Annotated in this window: 1 protein-coding gene (cut by a window edge); it reads left to right on the forward strand. The window is 68.1% G+C overall.

The genetic code is table 11. The features are described from left to right. Positions 1 to 22011, forward strand: partial view of a lonely Cys domain-containing protein gene (locus tag ACTWP9_RS03380; RefSeq protein WP_443244433.1) — the 5' portion only. The gene runs 53157 nt beyond the window's last position; the window shows 22011 of its 75168 coding nt (coding positions 1-22011); its start codon is at positions 1 to 3; its stop codon lies off the right edge, out of view.

The raw sequence follows: 22011 nt of genomic DNA on the forward strand, positions 1-22011 counted from the left end.
GTGAGCGAGGGCGGGCTCGGTGCGGAAGAGTTCACCGAGGAAGAGCGGGTCTGGATCTTCATCCTGACCGGCGAAATGCCGTTGCAGGCCAAAGCCTTCCTCGCCTGGCAGAGCCAGAATCTCTACTCCAACGTCCTCGAAAAACTCGAAGAGTTCCTCGGTGAGGCCGAGGAACTCGTGCGTGGGGCGAGCTACGCCCTTCCGCCGGCCGTCGCGGAAGTGTTCGTACAGAGCATGAAGCCTCTGATGTCCTCGTCCGGCAGCTTCGATCAGGTCTTCCAGGAGCTGCGCGATCTGGCGCTCAGACAGGTCGGACTTTCCCAGAAGATCCAGAACGCCCATTGGGAAATCGTCTCGGAGATCGCCCTCATGCTCGTGGAGCTGGCGGCGCTCTCTGCTATGGCCTACTTCACCGGTGGTCTGTCGCTGACACAGGCGGCGTTGGTCAGGGCTCGTACCGCGCTGGCGATCATAATGGCGATGCAGCGGCTGCTGACGGATGTTCCGATCGTCGGCGGGTTCGTGGAAATGATGGAGGAGCTGCTCCAGAACCTCGGGGTTCAGCTCGCTCAGATGACGATCAACCCGCCCGAACGCAAACCCGACTTCAACCCGGAGTCCCTCGGACCTTCCGCCCTGGCCGGCTTCTTGACGGGTACCTTCATCGAGTTTCTGGGGAACCTCGCAAAGTACTTCAAGGGTGGCCTGAACGACTTCTACAAGAACAACCTGGACACCGATCTCTTCAACAAGATCGACAAGGACCCGTTCGGGAACGTCGGCAAGGACACGTTCGACGACGTTCTCAAGAACCTCGCGGACAACCCGGGAGCCAAGGACCACCTCAAGAGGCCAGACCCGGTGGCGAACGCGGCCTACGACATTCCCCAGACCTTCCTGACCCACGGCACCGGTGAGGGTCTGGGCGAGATGGCCACCTTCGAAGCAATTTATGGCGACGGGGAATTCAGCGTGCTGACCTTCGCCGGCGCCGGAACCAGTGCACTCGTCCACATGGGCGCCGGGAGCGCGCTGAAGGATGCCGCAAGCTGGCTGCACACCAAGGCGTTCCCCCATGGGAACGCCTTGACTGATTGGATCAAGAACAGCTACACCTCTTTCCAGAATGCGCTGAACGGAACGGGGACCGGGGCGGGTTCTGGCTCGGACACTCTTTCCGCCGGGGGCGGCACTTCGACCCTCCCGGAGAGCGTTCCGGACGCATCGCTCACCAACACGCCGCCGACTACGCTCCCTTCCGCCTCTTCCACCCCGGCACCTCCTCAGCCGTTCCCCACCACGTCCCCGGGCACATCTCCCCTCACGTCCACGGACACCCTGGCCACGCCCCCCGAGGGGCCACCGTCCACCTCCGATGAGTTCACGCCCGACCCCTCCTCCGGGACGGGTGGTCAGAACGACATCAGCACCGGCACGGGATCCGGCCCCGGTTCCAGCACCGGCACGGGACCCAGCACCGGCACCGGCACGGGACCCGCATCCGGTTCCACGGGTCTCGATGGTGCGGATTCCTCCCGGCCCCCGTACGACTCCTCCTCGGAGGACGACTCGTCCCCGGAAAGTGACCTGTTCGACGACGGTTCGGACAACTCCTCCGTCAGCTCGTTCGGCACCGGCACCGACGATCCTTTGAGCGCCGACCCGACTGACGCGTCCGGTCTCAACTCGCCGACGGCGCTGTCGGGTAACGGCACCTCGGCGCCGTACACCCCCAACGTGAACGCTCTGGCGGACAAGGGCTTCGGCCCGGACAGCATGCTGGACCCGCCGTTGAACGAGTCCGGGATGGACGAACCCACCGTCTCGGAGTTCTCTTCCAACGATGCGACGGACCTCAACGCCAGTAAGGACTTTGCGGGGCTGAGCCCGGACGATCGTCAGGGCCCGACGCAGACCGCGCCTCCACCGGGCTCCTCCGTGCTCCCCAACGGTGCGGCCACCGGGCCCACTTCGCCTGCCCCCGTCTCCACCGTCTCGCGACCGGACCCGGGCATCGCCGACGGCTCAGCGAAGGGCGACGGCACTCCCGATCCGTCGCTGGGTGAGGACACCCCCGGGGCGCAGCCGCACTCCACGCGCGAGGGCCAGGACCCGACCAGCGCCCAGCCCACCCCGTCCGCGCTGCCTCCGGGCGCTGCTCCGTACCAGCCGGGGGCGAACCAGCCGGGCAGCAACCAGTCCGGCAGCAACCAGCCCACGGCACAGCGGCCGGGCCAGAACGGTGAGACGGCGCCCGACGGAGAGACGAGCACCGGCAGCGGGGCAGCCCCGGCCTCGGCGCCAGGCAGCGACAGCCGCATCGCAGACGGCACGGACACAGACGGCCCGGTCACTTCCGACACGCCGCAGCCGAGCGAGCCCGGACCTGCGACACCCGTACCCACTCAAACGCACGACTCGTCCGCCGACCTCACGCCGACTCCCGTCACGGGCCCCGCCGGCCCGGTCAACGGCAAGGCGCCGTCACCGGTCGCCTCGTCCGATGGGACGCCGCCGTACCAGAACCTGGAATCCGGCGCTGCCGGACCGCACACCCCGGGCCAACAGGACCTCCGCCATGCCCAGGAGGACTACGCGGACGCACTCGGCACCTTCGTCACCGCCGTCGACGCCCTCGATACGCTCAGCCAGCGGATCGACGCGGGGACCGACGAGGGCACCACGATCAGTGCTAGCGACGCCCTCACGCTGACTGACGCGCGGACCCGGGCCGAGCGGGCGCGCGGGAAGCTGCTCGACACCGCGGCGCGGCTGCGCGCGCTCGGCGTCACGCCGTACTCGACGGGCCCCGGCGCCCCGGACGAGGCGCCGCAGGTGCCTGCCGTCACGCGCGATGACGCCCAACGGCAGTGGATCGCCCGGCAGATCCTCGCAGAGGATCTGCCGGAGAACCTGTCGCAGGACCTGCCGCTGCTCGGCCCGGACGACAGCGTCAGCAGGGCCGACCTCGAGGCCGCGGGCATCACTCTGGACACGCCACAGCAGACCACCGCAAAGCCGGTCGGCGGCCCGTTGCCGGTACGTGGCAGCGAACTGGGCCCGTTGGAGCAGGTGAAGGCGCTCATGGTGCGGCCCGGGCCCTGGAGGGGTTCACTCGATGCGGTCGCGGCCAGCGCGTCCCGGCGTATGTGGCAGTCGGCGTACGCGGAGTTCGCGGACGCGGCGCCGCGCGGCGTGGGCGCGGCGGCGCTCGGCCGGGCGTGGGACTCGGCCGTTTCGCTGGTGCTGCCGCTGGAGCGCCATCCGGCGCTCGCCGACTCGCGGCACGCGGGAGAGGACTTCCGCGACGCGGTCCGGCAGGTCGCCGAACACCTGCTGACGTACGGCCCGGATGCGGAGCCGGGCGTGCCGTCGGGCACGGAGCTGGCCGACACGTTCCGGCGTGCGCTGGGATTGCCGGCCCGGGGCCTCGGCGGCGCAGTGACGGCCGCTGCGGAGTCGTCCGTCCCGATCGCGCCCGCGTCCCCATCCGGTCACCGGGGTCGGTTGGAACTCAGCATGTCCGACAGCGACGACTCCGAGGCCTCGTCCGTCGGTGAGTACGGGCCTGGCCCGGAGAACATCTCCGACGGCGAGTCGGACGCCGGTTCGGACATCAGCAGCGTCGGTGCAGCGCCCCTGGGTGTGTCCGGTCCGTTGTCGGGTGAGGGGACGCCGGGGCTGGAGCGGGAGTCGGAGCCGGGGCGGGGGCCGGTCACGGGCGGGGCCCGTCCGGTTCTGACTCGTGAGGAGTTGCAGGGGTTGGTGGACCGTGTGGCACAGCACGGGCCGGAGGAGGGCGTGTCGGTTGAGCGGTGTCTGACGCTGCTGGAGGCACTGCGGAACGAGTTGTATCCGGGCGGTGTGCAGGCGGCGGTCGCGCTGGACGATTCGGCGATCGGCCGGAAGTCGGCGGCGTCTGATCTGGTGCCGGGGCCGGGTTGGCGTGGGGTGCGGTCGTGGGATGTGGTGAGGGAGGCGGTTGCTGCTGGCAAGCCGGGTACGGCGGCGTTTGTGCTGGCGCGGCGTTCGGGCGGTGCGGTGGGGCACGCGTGGGCTGCCTACCACCTCGGTGGTGCGGAGGGTGGTTCGGACGGTGTGGTGTGGGTGGATGTGTCAAAGGGCGAGGGCAGTCGGCTGTCGGAGGATCTGCCGGGCATTTCGTCCTTCGAGGCGCAGGCGTTGGTGATCGATCCCACGGGGAGGGTCGCGACGGACAGGCTGCCGGAGTTCGTGCAGTCGTCCTCCCAAGCGCACGTGGTGGCCGACAAGGCGACCAAGCCCGGCTACGGCGCCCCTGACCCCGTATCAGGGCCGACGCTGGTCTCGCGGTCGGGGCAGTCGGAAGCCGTTCCGGGGCAGTCGGGGCTGTGGCGGGTGGAGTTCGACCATAACGCGCGGCAGCAGCCGTCCGGGGTGGGGCGTGGGGAGATGGAGGAGGCGGCCGGCCGGGTGGCCGAGGTGGCGGTGGCGAATCGCGGGACGGGGCTGCCGGTAGTAGTGGAGGTCACGGGTTTCGGGAACGGGACGTTCCTCAACGGGAAGAAGTCGGCCACGGATGCGGGTCTGGAGCGGGCCGAAGCGCTGGTGAGGCACTTCCGGAGTGCGCTGGACCGCAGGCTGGCGTGGGCGCAGGAAGGGCTGCCGGAGGGGGCGCGGCGGCTGGATGTGGATGATGTGCTGGTGCGGGCGCGGACCGGGGGGCGGTCGGTGGTCCGGCGCGGGCTGGATGCCGGAATGCCCTCTGATGTGGTGCGGCGACATGCGCTGGTGGAGTTTTCTGTTCCGGATTCCTCGGTGGTCGAGAAGCTGGATGTGCTGCGGAAGTACCATCCGGCGCTGCGTGAGGGGCCGTTGGATATTGATGCTGTGGCCCGTCAGGTGCTGCGTCTGGATGGCGTCCGCGTGAATGCGCAGCACCGTGCGGAGCTGTTGTCCCGGGTGCGGAAGTACCCGGAGCTGACCGGCAGCGGGGGGACGCCCGGTTTGAACTGGACGGGTGATCCTGACTTCCGTCTGGAAACCATGCTGGTCAGGACGGGGAGTGCCAAGAACCCCGACGGACCACCTGAGCTGGCTCCGTGGCGGGGTGGTCGGGAGCCGTTCGTGGTGGCGGCGTCCCGGGGCGGGCACGATCACGTGATGATGCCGTGGCTGGACGGCTCGCAGGTGCGGCTGGGGTTTGAGGAGCTTGCGGACGGGCTGGCGGAGGATCCGCGGCTGGCGGGGCTTTCGGAGGATGTGCCGATCGCTCTGGCGTTCCCCTCCTCTGGTGGGCGTGAGCTGGTGCTGCCGAGGTGGGTGTCGAAGAAGACCGGCAGGACGCTGTGGGCCTTCTCGGGTGAGGAGCCCACCGCCACGGAACTCGCCCCGGGTGTACGTGTGATCGAGACGGTGTGGCGGAAGGGGGTGACGACCGGGGTCTGGATCCGCAACGAGCCGGAGGACTGGAGGGCCCCCGACCCGAACGCGCCGGAGTGGCATCGGCGTGTGGTGACCTACACCCTCATCGACGACAACCACCGGCCGAACGGCCGCGTTTCGCTCCCGCGCCCCGAACTGGCCGACCAAGAAGACGCTTTGCGGCATCTGGGTGATATGTCCCGCTCGCGCCATTACGATTTCGTCAGGAACAAGCTCAGTGAGTCGGAGCCGGTGCCGGGTGGTCGCTCGGACTACACCTGGTACAGCCACGGAGGGCCGAACTCCGTAACCGTGGTCTTGGAAGACGGCACCGAGGCGTTTATGAGGCGTGACGCGTTTACGAGGTTTCTCACTCGGCGGCCGAGTATGCGGAAAGTCCAGGAGGAGAAAGGGAAAGACGGCCTCACGTCCCTCGGGCCATGCTGGGGCGCCGCAGTGAGCGACCGGCCTGTTGACGCGGCTGACGGCCAGTTGGGTGCTCCCCCTCCCTTTGTGGCTGATCCGCTGGCGACCATCTCCCTCGTCGAGGGCGTGGGCACCGACCTCAACATGGACGTGCGAGGCGGAACGAGGCCGACCGCAACGGCGGGGCCGAAGCACACGGGGAACCAGGACTACGAGCTGTGGTTGTACACCGATCCGCGGGGCCGGAGGGGGAAGTGGGTGCTTGCCCCGCCTGAGCCGGTGGGGGAGGCGCTGGAGCAGGTTGCGAGGGACGCAGGCCTTTCCGGCGATCTGGAACTGCGTGGGCGGCGGTTGATGCGTGCGCTGCGGCAGGTGTTCGGCCCGGATGTGCACAAGAGCCCTGAATATGGGGAGTTGTTGCGGGGCGTCGGTGCGCTGGAGTTGATGCGGGAGAAGGACACCGAACTGTCCGAGGTGGCCCCCTTGTTCACCTTGGCCATGTTCCATCGGGTCGCTGCCGTGCGGACCGGTGTGATCAGTGGTGACGCCGTCAATGACGCCGACTACCGGGGCAAGCTGCGTGCCATGCTGGCGGCCGCGGTCACAGCCCGGGCGGCCAAGCCCAAGCTCAAGATCTCGGAGTTCACTGGAGACAAGCTTCCTTCGGTGGCGCGGGCTGTCTCTTATGTGGGGCAGCATCAGGACCGGGAGGGCCTTGCCCGGCGGGTACTCGATCTGCCTGCTGGCGGTCATGTGGGGCCGCTGGAGCGCTCGAAGTTGTTCTGGGCGATGGTCGAGGCCGAGGAGGCGCTGGCACGCGAGGCCGAGCCGACGCACAAACACCCTGGTGGCCGGCTGGCGGAGTTCGCTGCCCGGGTGCTGCACCGGAAGGACGCGGGAACGGGCGAGGACCTGAAGGTGGCGGTGGCCCGGGCGGTACTCGTCGGCCGGGAGCCGCGCGACTGGGACGCACTGGCCGCCTTCCAGCTACGCTCCGACGGCTTCATGGACGACGACACCCGCATAGGGGAGGAGTTCAGCGGACGTAACTGGTCGGGTCTGGAGTTGCCGGGCGGGCTGGACATGGCCCGGGTCAAGCCCTCGGAGTCGGCGGACCCACAAGATGCGAAGTGGCAGGCCAAGGCCCAGAAGCGGGCGTCCGCTTTTGCGGCCGAGGCGCTCGGGAACGGCCGGCTGGCGCTGACGAACCGGGCGGGGCTGCGGCGTGAGGTGACAGAGGAGGAGTTCGTCGAGCTGCTGGTCCACGACCGCGAACTGTACGGTCGCGGCAGCTTGGAGACGCCGGTGGTTCTGGCGATCTCGGAGCTGGGCCGGCTGAACCCCGATCTGCCGGACAAGGTCCGGGACGCGCTGGGCAGGGATGCCTGGTACACCGACGAAGCATTCACCTTGCCTGGGGCCGGTGGCACGGGCCCCGTCGTCATCACGCACACGGGCCCCGGGGCGCAGGGCAAGTGGAAGGTCGCCCCCCGCGCCGCGGCGAAGGCCGGTCCCGCACCCGCCGCCTACGCCCCCCCGGCCCCGGGCGCATCCGATTCCCCCCGGCCCCGCCCGGAGGCTTCGGTACCGACCGAGCCCGCCCCCGCCCCGGCGCCCGGTGCCCCGGCCCAGGTTTCGGCCAGTCGGGACGTGGCTGAGGCTGACTTCGCGTCCTCGCAGGACAAAGCCTCGGACGACGAGAGCGTGTTCTCCGATGACGAGGCGCTCTCCTCGGGCGATGAGAGCGTGTTCTCCGGCGGCGAGGCGCTTTCCTCGGACGACGAGAGCGCGTTCTCCGATGACGAGGCATTCGTCGTCGCGGGCGGCCAGGGTAGGGCGCCGAGCGGCCAGAACAAGGCGCCGGACCCCGCGTCCACGGCGTCCCCGGAGGCTTCCGTCGCCCGGACGGCATCGGGGCAGGCGGTGCCTGGGATCGGGCTCGGGGCCGCGTCGTCGCGGCCGATCCACACTGAGCCGGTTGCTCCCGTGGGCGCGGGACAGCAGCCTGGTCCTGCACCGGTGGAGCTGAGGCGGATTCAGTTCGACGCGGGGTCCATCGGCCTGACAGCGGACGACGCACTCGATATCGAGGAAGTGGCCACCAGGGTGGTCCGGGAGAGGCTGAAGGACAGGCGTCGGGACGGTGCCGTGTCCGGTGTGGTGATTTCTGGGTACGGCGACGGCCCGGGCGTGCAGTCGCAGGTCCGGGCGTTGGGCGAAGAGCGCGCGCAGGTCGTGTATGGCGCGTTCCTCGACTATCTCGAAATTGAGCTGGATAGGCTCCAAGGTCCCGTGCCGCCGGGCAGCCGCCGCCTGGCTGTGGGCGATTTCCACGTCGTTCAGCGGAGCCGTGAAGGCACGGACGACCACCGGGGTCAGGTGGTGCTGGAGCTGTCCAACGACCTCGGCATGTCCGGCAGCGACGACTCCGACGCGTCGTCCGTCGGTGAGTACGAGTCGGGCCGGGAGAGCATTTTCGACGGCGAGTCGGACTCCGGCTCCGCCACCACCAGCAGCAGCGACTCGGATCTCCCGGAAGCGGCCAGGCCGCTGTCCGATGATGGGAGGACGCTCGTCGAGGACCCTGCCGGTGTGCCTGAGCAGTCCGTGAGGCCGCCCTTCTTCGTCTGGTCGGCCTCCGCGCCGACGATGCCCGGGCCCGGGACCACCTCGTCGCTGCCGATCCACACCGCGCCGGTGACTCCCGCGAGCACTGTGCAGCAGCCCGCCGGTCCTGTGGTGAAGGAGGCGCCACGGCTTCAGTTCGCCCCGGGCTCCAGCGACCTGGATCCCGACGACCGGCGCAAGACCCAAGAGCTGGCCGACCAGGTGGCCGAGCAGGGTCTGCGCAGCTGGCATCGGGGCGAGCCCCTGGACGTTGTCGTGATCTCCGGGTACGCCGACCGTCCGGGCGCACAGCCGCAGGGCGAAGAGTTGGGCGAAGACCGCGCGAAGGCCGTGTCCGACGAGTTCATCCGCGATCTCAGCCGTGCCCTGGACGCTCGCCAGGCCGATGAGTCGCCGGACAGCCGCTTGACTTCGGCCCACTTCGACATCGTCGGACGCGGCGACGGAAGCACAGGCGCTCACCAGGGTCAGGTGACGATTGACCTCGTCTCGCCTCTGGCGCTGGACAAGCTCCGCATGGCCGAACCTGAACTGAGTGCCGGCCCGTTGGACATGGACGCCCTGGCTCGCCGCCTCCTGCAGCTGCCCGAGGAACCGTCCGAGGACGAGTTCGTGGGTGACTGGTCCGACGATGAGTCTGCGGAGGAGGCGTCCGACGATGAGTCCGTGGAGGACGCGTCCGAGGACGAGTCTGTGGACGCGACTGCCCGATTCGACCTCTACAAGCTCGTGGTCGACGCGCACCGGGACGGCTGGGCAACCGACATCGCGTCGCTCGGCGCGTATGAAGCCTTCCGTCAGGACATGATCGGCGAGCACCGGAACCGCTACTTCACGTTGGGCGGCCAGCGCGTCCCCGGCCTCAACTGGGCCGAGGACACAATCGAGGACACAAGCGAGGTCAGTGAGCTGGAGGCCGACACTTACCACATTTTCAAGCGGCGTCTGGATGGGACGTACGGGAAGGTGAAGGATGAGCGCCCGCGGGACGCTCCATGGCGCCGTGGGCCGAGGCCCTACTTCGCGGTGGCCTCCTTCGGACGTCCCGGCACGGTCGACGTGCCGTGGCGGGATGGCTCGATACGGCACATGCGCTACCGCGAGTTCGTCGAACTGGTCGCGCGTGACCTGGAGCAGGAGGGCCTTCCCGCCAACCACCCCATCGTGCTGGTCATGCAGCATGCCGGCGCCGGGGATGTTGATCTGCCGAGGTTGCTGGCACAGCGGACCGGCCGGATGGTGTGGTCGCACAGCGGGCATGCCGCCGCCACAGAACTCGCGCCCGGCACCCTCAGCATCGGGGTGGCCTACGCCGAACGTAAACCGAAGGGCGCCTGGTTCATAACACCGCCCGGCCTTGCTCCCGGCCCGACCGCGGACGTTCCCGACTGGTACAGCAAGGTGCTGAGCCACGTCATCGTCGGCGACGAATCGGAGTGGCAGACCGGTCGTGTTTGGGTCGCGCCCGACGATTTGCCAGAGGTAGACGACGACGGCGAGACGCTGGAGGAGGCCGTTCGTCATCAAGGCCAAATATCGAATTTCGTCCATTACAACCCTGCCACCGGTACTTACTCCGCTAAGTACCGAATGCCCGCTGCGTCTCTGGTGCCGGGCACGAAGGGGCACCAGGCGAACATTCACGGCCAACCGGTCGAAATAACGTTTCCACTGAAGGGAGGCGACACCTACACCGCTCAAGGCGCGGAGGGTCCCCGGCAAATCGCGCGCCGCCCGAGTATCCAAGCCCTCGACAAGAACGACTGGCTTGACCTCTTGATCTGCTTCGCCGGTTCCTCCAGGAGCAGGAACGTGCCGTTCTTCGAGGAAAGCGGGCCGGAAGGCGCGCTGCACGTCGCGGACCTACTCAGAACCCCCTCCATTGGACAGCACTTCGCCAACGAGACCCGGAAGAAGAACCGCTGCGTCATCGGGAAAGTGGGGATCCGGAAGGTCGATGGCGAGTGGGTCTGGGTTGTGGCCACCGACCGCCAGGGGCGGCGAGGCTCGGTCGTAGTGAACTTTCCGGAGCCCGATGCCGACGAACTCGACCGCCGAGCGGAGGTGGCGGGGCTGTCGGCGGACGGAACGCTGGTCCTGATACGGGCGTTGAAGCTGGCGTTGGGGAACGAGGTGGACGACGACGTCCACGTGGATGAGGACCCCGAGTACGCCGAATTGTTGCGCGGGGCCGCCGCACTGGACCGGATGTGGGAGAAGGACACCAAACTCCGGGCCTCCGGGCCCCTTGACGCCGGCCCGTTCACGATGGATCTGTTCCACCGGATCGTCGAGGCGCGGCTGCCGCAGGGTAGGACGGAGGCCAAGCGGGCGGACTACCGGGCTGTCGTCCTCGCGGCGGCCAGTGCGCCTTCCGGGACGAGCCTGCGCGACTTCGTGACGCTGCCGCCCGCGGTGGACCAGGCCCTGGAGTGGATGCGCGGCGTCGACCTGCAGAGCGAGGCCGTCCAGGTCCTTGATCTGTCCGGCCCTGATGAGGTGGGCGAGGCGGAACGCATCCGAATGTTCTGGGCGCGGGTCGCGATGCACGAGACACTGCCGACGCCCGACACGGAGGTCGAAACGGCCGCTGAGGTCCTGAACATCGACCCCGCCCAGGTGACCGGATCGCAACGGGCGGACATCCGGGAGTTGGTCACCAAGGCCCACGCCCTCGGCCGCGAGGTGTCGGACCCGGGCGTCCTGGAGGCACTGCATCTGGAGACTCTCAACGCCCTGGGAGACGGCACGATCCTGCCGTCCGTCGGCTCGAAGCAGGCGTCGGGGCGCGACTTCACGGCCGGTCCGAAGGCACCGATCGACCTGTCGAAGCTCCAGACGCCCGGCGGACTTGTGGACGCGCCTTGGGCGGGGAAGGACGCGAACGGGAGCCCCAAGCCGAAGCCTTATGTCGTGCGGGCGTCGATGGACCCGAACCGATCCGGCCATGTTCTCGTGACCTTCGACAAGATCACCAAGAGCGTGTCGCGCGCGGCGTTCATCGAGCTGCTGGCCAATGATCCCCATCTTCAGGACGGGAGCCTGGAGATCCCGATCGTCCTGGCCATCCCGGAGCTCGACCGGCGCCTTCCGGGCTTCGCGCACGCGGCGGCCCAGCGGCTCGGCCACCCCGTCTACGCGTCCTTCTACCCCGTGAACGTGGCCCCGGCCCCGTCCCAGGGGCTCCCGAGGCTCGCCTTGGTCAACTCGAGCGTGTTTACGGCGCCGCCTCCGACGGCCGATGAGTTCGACCTGCGAGTACCCGAAGACCCGTCCTCTCCCACAAGTGCTCCGCTCCCGGGCCGCCCGGTACTTTGGAGCGCTTCTGCCCCCGCCCCCGTGGACGAGGCCGCCGACTCGTCCGACGCCGACGCGTCGTCCGACGGTGAGTACGAGTCGGACCCGGAGAGCATCTCCGACGGCGAGTCGGATTCGGATGCTATGGAGGACGTGCAGTCCAGTGGCGCGGCGCAGGCGGTGGCTGGGCCCGATATCGCCTCGTTGCGGTCGGACGAAAACGCGATGTTCCGGCAGGTGGCGGGCGGCAGTGGCACGGTGGTGGCGTTTGGACGTAATTGGACCGGTTTGCCATTGGAAGGACCGGTTGTGCCGAACCGGGTCCATGTCTATAAGAAACATCCGGACGCGCCGCCGGAGTTGGGGCCGGACGCGCAAGCGCTGTGGGGGGATGGGGGCTACCTGCTTGCGGCCGGGATAGATGAGGACGGTACGGCCCGCCTCAACGGCCAACCTCTGACCGCGGACCTCGTAGTCGCCGCGGTGAACGGGGACCCGAGGCTGGCGGAGCTGGACGCGGTGCTGGGCAGGAAGGGCAGGAAGGCGGAGCTGGTGCTGCCCGTGCCGTATGCGGGGCTGGCCCTTCGGGGGATGATCCGCGATGTCGCCACTCGGCTGGGTCGCAGGGTGTGGGTGCCCAGCGGCGACGGACGTTTTGGGCGGATCGACGGTAAGTATGTGCTGGCGCTGATCGATCACGATCCCGAGAAGCCAGTCGGAAGCTGGGTGCCTGTGGATCCTGTGAAGGGACCGGTACGGCCCCACGACCGGCTGTTGCGCACGCTCGACGGCAAGTCGGTCAGAGCCAGCGATCTCTTCAACCGGCCGAGTGTCGACCGCGGCGGCAACTGGTTCGGCCTCAGCGCGACGGCCGACGCCGACGACCATAGCCGGTTCGGTGAGTGGTCATCCTGGCACTACACCGAACGCTCGGCGGTGAAAACGCTGTTCGAGGCCGCTCGCCGGGGCGTCAACACCGAGGAGGACATCGAAATACCTGTCGGTCCGGGGGCGCGCGTCTACGCTCTCACTGGGCACGGCGTGCCCGGTGCGAACGACTTCCGGAAATGGGACGGCCAGAAGGTACAGCTGGACAATGGGCAGACCGCCCTGTATTGGGGTGAACACCCTGATGTTGTCGAGGCGGTCGCCAAGGGGTTCACGCTCCTCACGGAGATGTGCTACAGCGGCGTGACGGGCGACCCCCGGCGGCGTCCCGTGATACACAAGCCCGCGCGGCGCGTCGATGATCCGCTGGTGGAGGTGCCGCTTGGCCGGCGTATGGCCAACGTGAGCAGGACCAGGATCCGCAGCATGACGGGCACCGTGGGCCGCCTCCGGGACGCGAACATCTCAACCCGCTACCGTTCGGCCTTCCCTGGGGGCGGGGCGACGTCGGTCGTCTTCTTCAAGCCGGAGCCGTTGTCCAGTGAAGAACTGCAGGAGTTGCCCGAGGAACGGAGGTTGCCCGGTGGAGTGGAGATATTGCCCGACGGAAGGGAGTTGCCCGGGCTGGAGAAGCTGGTACGCGACGTAGAACTGTATGACCCGGACGAGCCGGGTCCCGTGCCGGTCGAAACACAAGAGCAGATGCTTCTTCTGGTGCGGGCGCTGCGGGAGGTCTTCGGCGACAGGGTCGAGGACGACAAGCGGATGTACTTGCACAGGCTGCGGGGCATCGCCCGGCTGAGCAGGTTGTTCGAGAACGACGCGGAGCTGAGCGCTTTCACTCCCTTCCGCCTCGACCTGTGGTATCTCCTCGCGCGTGACCACATCCGCTCGGGCAAGTCGAGGGAGGATGCCCATCAGGCGGTCCTGGATGAGGCGTTGGCGTGGTTCGACGACGATCCGGAAGCGGAGCTCGGTGACATCCTGCGCGAACAGGGGAGGGCCAAGGAGCTGTTCGACGCTGCTGAGGACCTGGACGAGGTCGGGGTGGCGGAGCATGTGCTGCAGCTGCCGAAGGGCGCCCCAGTACTCAGACAGGATCTCGCGCGTGCCCTTTGGGCCTTGACCAACGCCCGAGCGAGGGTGAACGAGCTGTCCGGTCAGGAACGCGTCAGGTGGGGCCGCGTGGCGCTGCACCTGCCCGAGGCAACTCCCTGGGATGACGAGCAACTCCTGCTGATGCAGATGTTGTGGGCGCAGACCCTCGCCGCGGCAGAGGACATCGACAGCCCCCAGGATCTGGCCGTCGCCGATCTGAAGAGGCGCGGCGCGTTCAGCAGCTCCACCGTGCTGCGCAAGGCTGACGGTACGGCGTACGGCCGCGACTGGAGCCGCGACCCGATACAGGGCGAGACCGAATTCACCGGCGCTGGCATTGCGCTACCGGGGGCGCAACGGATTGAGGACGCCTACATCGCGCGCACCGGTGATCGGACCGGGACGGGTGCGGTGGAGCTTCACCTGCCCAACGAAACCCTGGCGGTACCTCCTGAGCAGGTCATGGCCCTGTTGGACGTCGATCCGACGCTGGATCAGGTGGAGCTGGGAAGGCCGTTGGTGCTGTTCTCGCCGTGGTTCGAGACCCAGTGGTACTCCGACCGCAACGGACGGGACGTCCACAGTTACACCGGCGGTATCGATGTGGACCCGGGCGATGGTTCGTCCCGGCCGCGCATCAGCCTGCTGCCCGAACCGGACACCGGTGACCCCGGACGGTGGAAGTCGACGGAGTGGCGAAACCCGACTCTGATGCGGATGCTGCGGGAGGTCTTCGGTGACGCGGTCGAGGAAAACCAGGAGACGCTCTCGCACAGGATGCGGGGCATCACCGCGCTGGGCATGATTCATGACAATGACCCAAGGTTGACCCAATTCACTTCCTTCCGCCTCGACCTGTGGCATCTCCTCGCGCGTGACCACATCCGCATGGGCAAGTCGAGGGAGGATGCGCATCAGGCGGTCCTGGATGACGCGTTGACGTGGTTCGAAAGGGACCCGAAGGCGCATCTCCTTGGCATCCTGCGCGCACAGGGGAGGGCCCAAGAGCTGTTCAGCGCTGCCCGGTACCTCACCTTGGACGGGGTGGCGGAGTACGTACTGCAGCTGCCGAAGGGTGCCTCAGCACGCCAGTGGGATCTCACGCGTGCCCTGTGGTCCCTCACCTATGCCGGGGCGCGGATGAACGGGCTGTCCGAGGAGGAGTTCGCCAGGTGGGGCCGCGCGGCGCTGCACCTGCCTGAGACGACCCCCTGGGACACCGGGAAGCGCTGGTCGGTCCAGCTCATGTGGGCACAGGCGCTCGCTGCGGGACGGAACATCAACAGCCTTCCGGACCTGGTCGCCCTCGGCCGGGAATCGGGCCAGACAGGTGGTGCTCGGGGTGGTTCGCGGGATACCGGGGTGGATCCGCTGGAGGCGGGGTGGGCGCTGGGGCGTGAGGTGGTGGTGGAGAAGCTTGAGGCGAAGCTTAAAGAGGTGCCTGGTAAGGACGTTCCCGAGGTGGGGAAGGGGAAGGGCGCTGAGGAGCAGTGGTTCTCCTTCGAGCGTGTTGCGGGGCGGGGTGCGGATTCGCGTTCTGAGCCGTTCCGGTGGCGGTATGAGGTGAGTGATGCGGGGCGCATCGCGATCGAACTCCCGGCGGATGAGCCGGGCGGAGAGCCGCGTTTTGAGGTGCTGGAGGCTGACGGGTGGAGGCGGTTGGGGGGCGGGTTCCTGCACCAGCCGACCGGGTTGGTGTTGTATGGGGACAGTGGCTGGATCGGCCGGGCGCAGAACGCGGAAGCGCTGCTGGAAGTCTTCGGCCCCGAGGCGTACACCCTGACCGCGAACGACAAGGGCCTGTATTTCGCACCTGCCGGACAGGACACCTCTGCCAAGGCGGTACACCTTCCACTCCTCCCGCCCGGCACACGTACGGACGCACCGAACGGCGCCGCTCCCACCGAGGATGTGCCCGTAGCGGACGAGACCGGCTCAGAACCGGCGCCCTCGCATGTCCTCGACCCGTCGTCCCCCGACGCCCCCGATCTCGCTTCTGTGTGGGAAGCGCACGTGCGGGCGCTGGCCGCGCTCAGGGAGGCCGTCGCCGAGGCTGAGTCGGTGGAGCGGGACAGCGGTGAGGGTCCGGTGGTGGCGGATGCCTGGGCTGGGGTTGGTCGGGCGCGGGCTGGGCTGGAGGAGGTTGAAGCTCGGCTGTGGGGTCTGGGTGCCACCGTCGGGGAGCTGGTTGCGGCCCGGGTGCCGGGTGGTGCGGAGTCGGCCCCGGTTGTTCCTCGGGGTGCGGGTGAACGCCGTTGGGTCGCGGGAGAGGCGACGGTCCAGGATGTGCCCGCCGTGCTGCCGGAGCCGGCGGCGGAGGAGACGGTAAGCCTTGCGGAGATGCGAGCCGCGGGCTTTACGCCGTCTCAGGGGCAGCGGGCCGAGGGTGAGCTGCTGGGCTATGAGGACCGGCTGCCGATGGGTGTGCTCGGGCCGTTGGAGCAGGTGCGAGTGAAGATGTTGCGGTCCGGGGCCTGGCCGGACGAGCTGCATGCTGTGGCGGCCGGTGTTGCGCGGCGGTTGTGGGGTTCGGCGCGTGAGGCGTTTGTTGGTGCGGCGCCCGACGGTGCCATGGAGACGGACGTCGCCCGGGCGTGGGCTGCCGCCGTTTCTTTGGTGCTGCCGGTGGAGCTGCACGATGTGCTTGCTGATTCCCGGTATGCCGGTGCGGACTTCCGGGAGGCGGTGCGGAAGGTCGCCGGTCGTCTGCTGGCTCAGGGCGCGGTGTCGGACACGGCGGTGTCGGTGTCTGCGTTTGCGTCGGCTGCCGAGCTGGCGGACACGCTCCGGCTCGACCTGGGGCTGCCTGCACGGTGGGGGGCCGGTGGGAACGCGGTGGCCCCGGACGAAGCGATCCCCGTTCCGGGTCGGTCGGACCGTACGTTCCTCACCGAGTCGGGGGTGCGGCGGCCGGTGGTGGATGTGCCGTTGCCGTCGGTGGAGTCGTCGTCCGGTGAGCCTGAGCGCGCCGAGCGCGGGGCTGTCGGCGATGGTATGGGGTCTGTCTCGTCGGTGGAGGATCCCGACGCCATTACCGCTGTGGATGAGTTCTCGGTGCTGGAGCGGTTTGAGGACCGGAGTGGTCCGGGGTGGGATCCCGCCCTTCATGACGCGGTGAAACGTACGTTGCAGAAGGAGTTGGGTCGCGAGCCGGTGAGCGCGGAGGAGGTGGCGCGGGAGTTCGAACGACTGCCTGAGTCCTTCCATGGGTCGCGCCCGACCCGGAAGGGGTGGGGGATCGCCCACTTGGTCGCTGGTTTGCCGATCCCCGGGCTGCGCGGTGGGGGTTCGAGTCTGGAGGTGGAATACCTCTACCCGATGGCGCATGACGAGGGTCTCGACCCCCAAGACTTCAATGGCCTGGCGATCGCGAAGGCGCAGGACGGTGCCTTGGTCGTCATCGAGGTGAAGAAGTTCTACATGGGGCCGGGGGGTGCGTTTTACAAGGAATATCAGGCTGCGGTGGCTGCGGGTGGAACGGGTGCCGCGGTGGATATGGCGATTCCCGAGGTCATCCCAGCGGTAATGGCGAACGAACCGGGTGAGGACCGGCCTGACCTTGATAGTGCGTTCGCCATCTATGAGAAGACCGACCACGCGTTCGGCGGGATTTCCGGTGTGCCGGGGGGTCGCCCTTACCTTTCGATCGAAGACGTCCTGAGGGAAGATCTCGGGTGGACGCTCACTGAGGAGGGCGAGGGCTGGAGGATCGGTCCGCAGGTCGTCGGTGCTGCTGGTGGGCAGGGGCAGCACAATATTGGTGCGGCTTATTGTGTGACCCATCCTCTTCTGCAACATGTGTGGGAGCACACCTGGCTCGATGAGAGTCATGGCTATCGGACCCGTGATCACTTGGCCGATGCCTTGCGCTTCGGTGATGTCATCGCGGCCCGATACTTTGCTGCTCGCACTCTCAACCGTATCCCTGATGATCTTGCGCCTGTGTACCCGCTGCTCACCATTCCGGACCGGGCGGTGCAGGAGTTGCGGGCGCATGCTGCCCTGCTCTACGTCGTCGCTGCGATGGTGGTCGACGGCGTGGTCAGTTACGACGCGGACGAGGGCCGGAACCATCATCAAAAGGCTTATGCCGCGGTCCTGCAGCGGCATGAGCCGTACGAATTGCTCAATTTCCTTCCGGACGGTGTGCGGAAATATCTGAGAGCCGATGCGCATGGTTTTCTGGGTATTTTCGAGAATCAGATCCGTTCCAGGATTCCGGGCATGGGTGCTGTACTGCCTCTGGGGCTGGCGCCGAAGGGTGATCGGACTGTCGGGGATTTCCTTCTCACCGGTCTTCTGGTCGATTATCCCCGGCGAACTGCGATGGACGACATCACGACCATGACTGTGCTGGACGGGTTCGACACGGAGGGCCGTTTTGCCAAGGCCGTGGTGGAAGTGCGTTATTACGGCCAACGGGCTGCCACCGCTGGGGTGATGCGAAGGCATCATGAAACTCTCATCGCCAAGGTGAATTCTCTGGCTCCGTTCGCCCAGCGGCTTCATCGCCCGACGGCTGAGGACATCGCGGCGGTCCGGAATGCGGCCAGGTACCTCACCGGAGTCTTCCAGGGGTACGCCGGTCCGTTGAGTCGTGGGGAGTTGGAGCGGGCGGTGGGGGAGGCGCCGCGGAGGGCTGATTGGCGGCAGGTGGGGTCGTGGGCAGCGGTGTCCGATGCGGTGGCTGGGGCCGGGCTGGGTGCGAGGGCGTTGGTGAGGGCGCAGCGGCAGGGGGAGGGGCTGGAGCTCGCGTGGGCCGCGTACCACGTGGAGGGCGGTGTGGTGTGGGTGAACGTGTCCGCCGCTCCCAGGGGGCATCGGGTCTTGCCCGGTCTGCCGGAGGAGGCGCCCCTGGGTGCACAAGTGGTGTTGATCGACCCGTCGGGGCAGGTTGTCAGGCCCGATGAGGCAAGTCAGGCACGGCTTGACCCGTCGGGGCAGCGCCCCGCCACTTCGTCCGACGATCACGAGATGGTGGATGCGGCGACCGAGCATAAGTACGGTGCGTTGGCGCTGGTGGCCGGGGACGGCCATCCACTTGAGTTCGAGTCCGATGTGGAGGGGGTCTGGCGGGGGGAGAATGTCCTCGCCGAAGGACCCGGTGTGAAGTTCGTCGTCGATGTGCCGGCGGGCGTTGTTGATCCTGTCACCGGGCGTCTGTTGGATGCGCCGCAGGCGCTTGCGGGTGTCCAGCCGGTGGGGGGGACCGGCTTTGTTGGGCGGTTCGTCCTCGATGGCTTGGCTGCGGGTGAGGGGGCGCAGCAGGGTCAGTCTGTGGAAGGGGCCTTGGCGCAATGGCGAGTTGCCCGGATGGCGCTGGCGCTCGCCGACACCGAGAGGGCCCTTCAGGGTCTCCTGGGGGGTCTGGAGGGCTGGAGCGTCACCGCTCTCGGCGAGAAGTCGTTGGTCCAACCCCCGCACGAAGGTTACGACGGGCGTGCCCATATGTGGATCTCCATCCAGGTGCCTCCTGTCAGTCTGCGGAAACTTCACGATTTGGTCATGGACTGGCTGGTGCGGGAGGAATACGAGTATCTGGCCGATGTCGCACGCCGCTTCGAGCAGCAGGTGGCAGGGAAGTTCGCTCTGGAGTTCGCCCCGAACAGCGCGGCCGACCGGGGGGAGGCCGCGGTGCCATTCCTTTCCGTTATCCCGGAGTTCGATGAGCTCCGGGGCTATTCGCGGCAGGTGTTCATCGAGATCGCCGCGTCGTATTTGCGCAGTATCTGGCCCGGGGGGGTTGGCGGTTACGACGGTCGAGCCGAGAGCTTGCTGCCGGTGGCCTCCGAGCGTGCCCTCGATGAGATTCGGCGGCTCCTGTATCCCAGGGTCCGCGAGTTCTTCAACGATCGTTTCGAGTGGCTCACCCAGACGTTCACTGGTGCGTTGCGCGACGTCCTTGACCATTATCACCGGCGGTTCGGGTCGCGTCCGCTCCCCGACGGTTTCATGGATGTGCCGGTCGACGGGCTGAGCCCTCGTGAACACTGGACCTTCGGGCTGACAGGCCGTACGTCCCGGGGGCAGACGGTGAGTCAGCGTCAGGCCATCGGCATTCAGGATGGTCCGGAACCGGGCACCAGCGTGGGCGGCCCGGAAGTTCTGATCCCCGTGAGACTGCGGCACTTCGGGTATAACGCGTCGTTGATGGCGCCTCAGCAGATCCGGCAGGCCGTCGCCGAGCTGACGAAGTTCGGAGGGGAGGCCTATCAGCGGGCGCAGGAGTCCCGGGCCCCGATGTCCGATGCAGGATTGGCGCACCGCGTTGCAGTCATCGACCAAGACCCAGTGACATCGCATGTCGCTCCGTTCCTGGAGCTGGCTGTCGGTGGGGTGCCGCAGACCGGCGGTCCGGCCCGGAAGCTGCTGTCTGTCTCTTCTGGGCAGGCCATCGCGGAGGCGGTTGCCGGTCGCGCACTGGGCGGCGCCCCCCTCCGGGCCGGGCACCCCGTGCGGAAAGAGTTGGATGCGGCCCGCTTGAAGGTGGCGGGCAGCGCCGCTGTTATGGCGCGGATTGTATCGACGTTCGCGGGCACCACGACGCAGGTGCATTTGAAGAGGCGCGAGGAAATCATTGCGCTGGACGGCCGAATGGTGCCCCTGGAGGAGGTGGACACGTTCACGCACCGCGACGGGGAGGGGAAGGTGGTGGGCGTCTCCTCCCGTCCTGGCGGGGTGGGGGAGGGGAGGCAGGAGACCCACTCTCTTTTGGCTGTGAGGGAGTCGGCCGCGGCGGCGTTGCCGTTCGGCGAGGTGTTCCTGGTGGGAATTGACGGCGACGCTGTGGGCGCGGAGCTCGGCCAGGTGACCGGGGAGGGCCGCCGCTTCGGCTATGCGGAGGCTGCCGCTTTGATCCACTACGCCGCTCCTCGGTTGAGCATGTTGCCGCGGGAGGCGGTGGTGGTGGTGGGCGCCGATCTGGCGGGGCCGCCGGCGGAGGATCCGTTGACGCACCCGGTCGCCGGTCAGGTTTTGGCCAACAAGTGGGACAGGTGGGTGTGGGTCAAGGAGGCGGACGGGTGGGTCGGGTTCCGCCCTGAACCCACCGTGCCGCAGCTGCGCGTGATGGCACAGCGGGTGACGGGGGATCCGGGCCGTTGGCAGCAGGTGCGGGGCTGGGTTCGGGCGATCCGGCTGGTCTACGGGCCGATGGTGGAGGACAACGCAGACTTGTTCTTTGCGCTGCTGCGCGGGTTCTGGGCCCTGGACCGGATGCGGCCCCAGGTGACCCCGGGGGACCAGTTGCCGCTGACCTTTGGCCGTCTGCGGGAGCTGATCAGGAAGCCGTTCGTGGAGAGCGGGCGGGCCGAGCCGCCGTTGCCGCAGGCGCTGTCGTTCCTTTTGCTCTCGGCCGCCGGTTCAGCGGGGGAGGATCTGGAATTGTCCGGCTTCGCTCCCCTCTCCTTCTCCCCGCAGTACGTGAGTCCGCGTGTCTGGGGGCAGGCGGTTGTGGGGCTGGGTGTCAGGGGCCCGCAGCCTGTGAATTGGGGTTCGCGGGATCTTGGGGCGGATCCGTTGGAGGAGGGGTGGTTGCTGGGGCGTGAGGTGGTGGTGGCCAAGCCGCGTGAGGTGCGTCTCGAAGACGCGGCGGTGCCGGTGCAGGGGGCGGTGCAGGGGAAGGGCAAGGGCGCTGAGGAGGAGGAGTGGTTCGTCTTCGAGCGTGTTGCTGGGCGGGGTGCGGGTTCGGGTTCTGAGCCGTTGCGGTGGCGGTATGAGGTGAGCAGTAGCGGGCGCATCGAGATCGAGGTGCCGTCGGATGTGCCGGGTGGAGAGCCGCGTCTTGAGGTGCTGGAGGCTGAGGGGTGGAGGCGGCTGGGGGATGATTTCCTGCATGAGCCGACCGGGTTCCTGATGTATGGGGACAGTGGCTGGATCGGCCGGGCGCAGAACGCGGAAGCGCTGCTGGAGTATTTCCGGACCGAGCCGTACACGCTCACCGCTAACGCCGAGGGCCTGTATTTCACCGCTGCCGGACAGGACACCCCCACCAAGGCGGTACGCATTCCACTCCTCCCGCCCGATGAGCCGGTCTCGGAACCCGCCGCCCCACGCGCCATACACACCAGCCCGGTGCAGGGGGAGAGCGGGGCGCCTGCGCGGAACCTCGCGGCGGATCCCGCCGATGCCGGCGGAATCGTCTGGGCCCACACCGACGCCGTCGCCTCCGAGTATGCGAACGACAACACTGCGAATGCATCGCCTGCCCTTCCGGGTCCGCCCGCTTCTCTGAATGCGCCCTCCGCAGCCCCGGATGCCCTCACCGAGGAG

Origin of the sequence: Streptomyces sp. 3N207 (assembly GCF_052246355.1) — a bacterium.
In the GTDB taxonomy this organism is placed as follows: domain Bacteria; phylum Actinomycetota; class Actinomycetes; order Streptomycetales; family Streptomycetaceae; genus Streptomyces.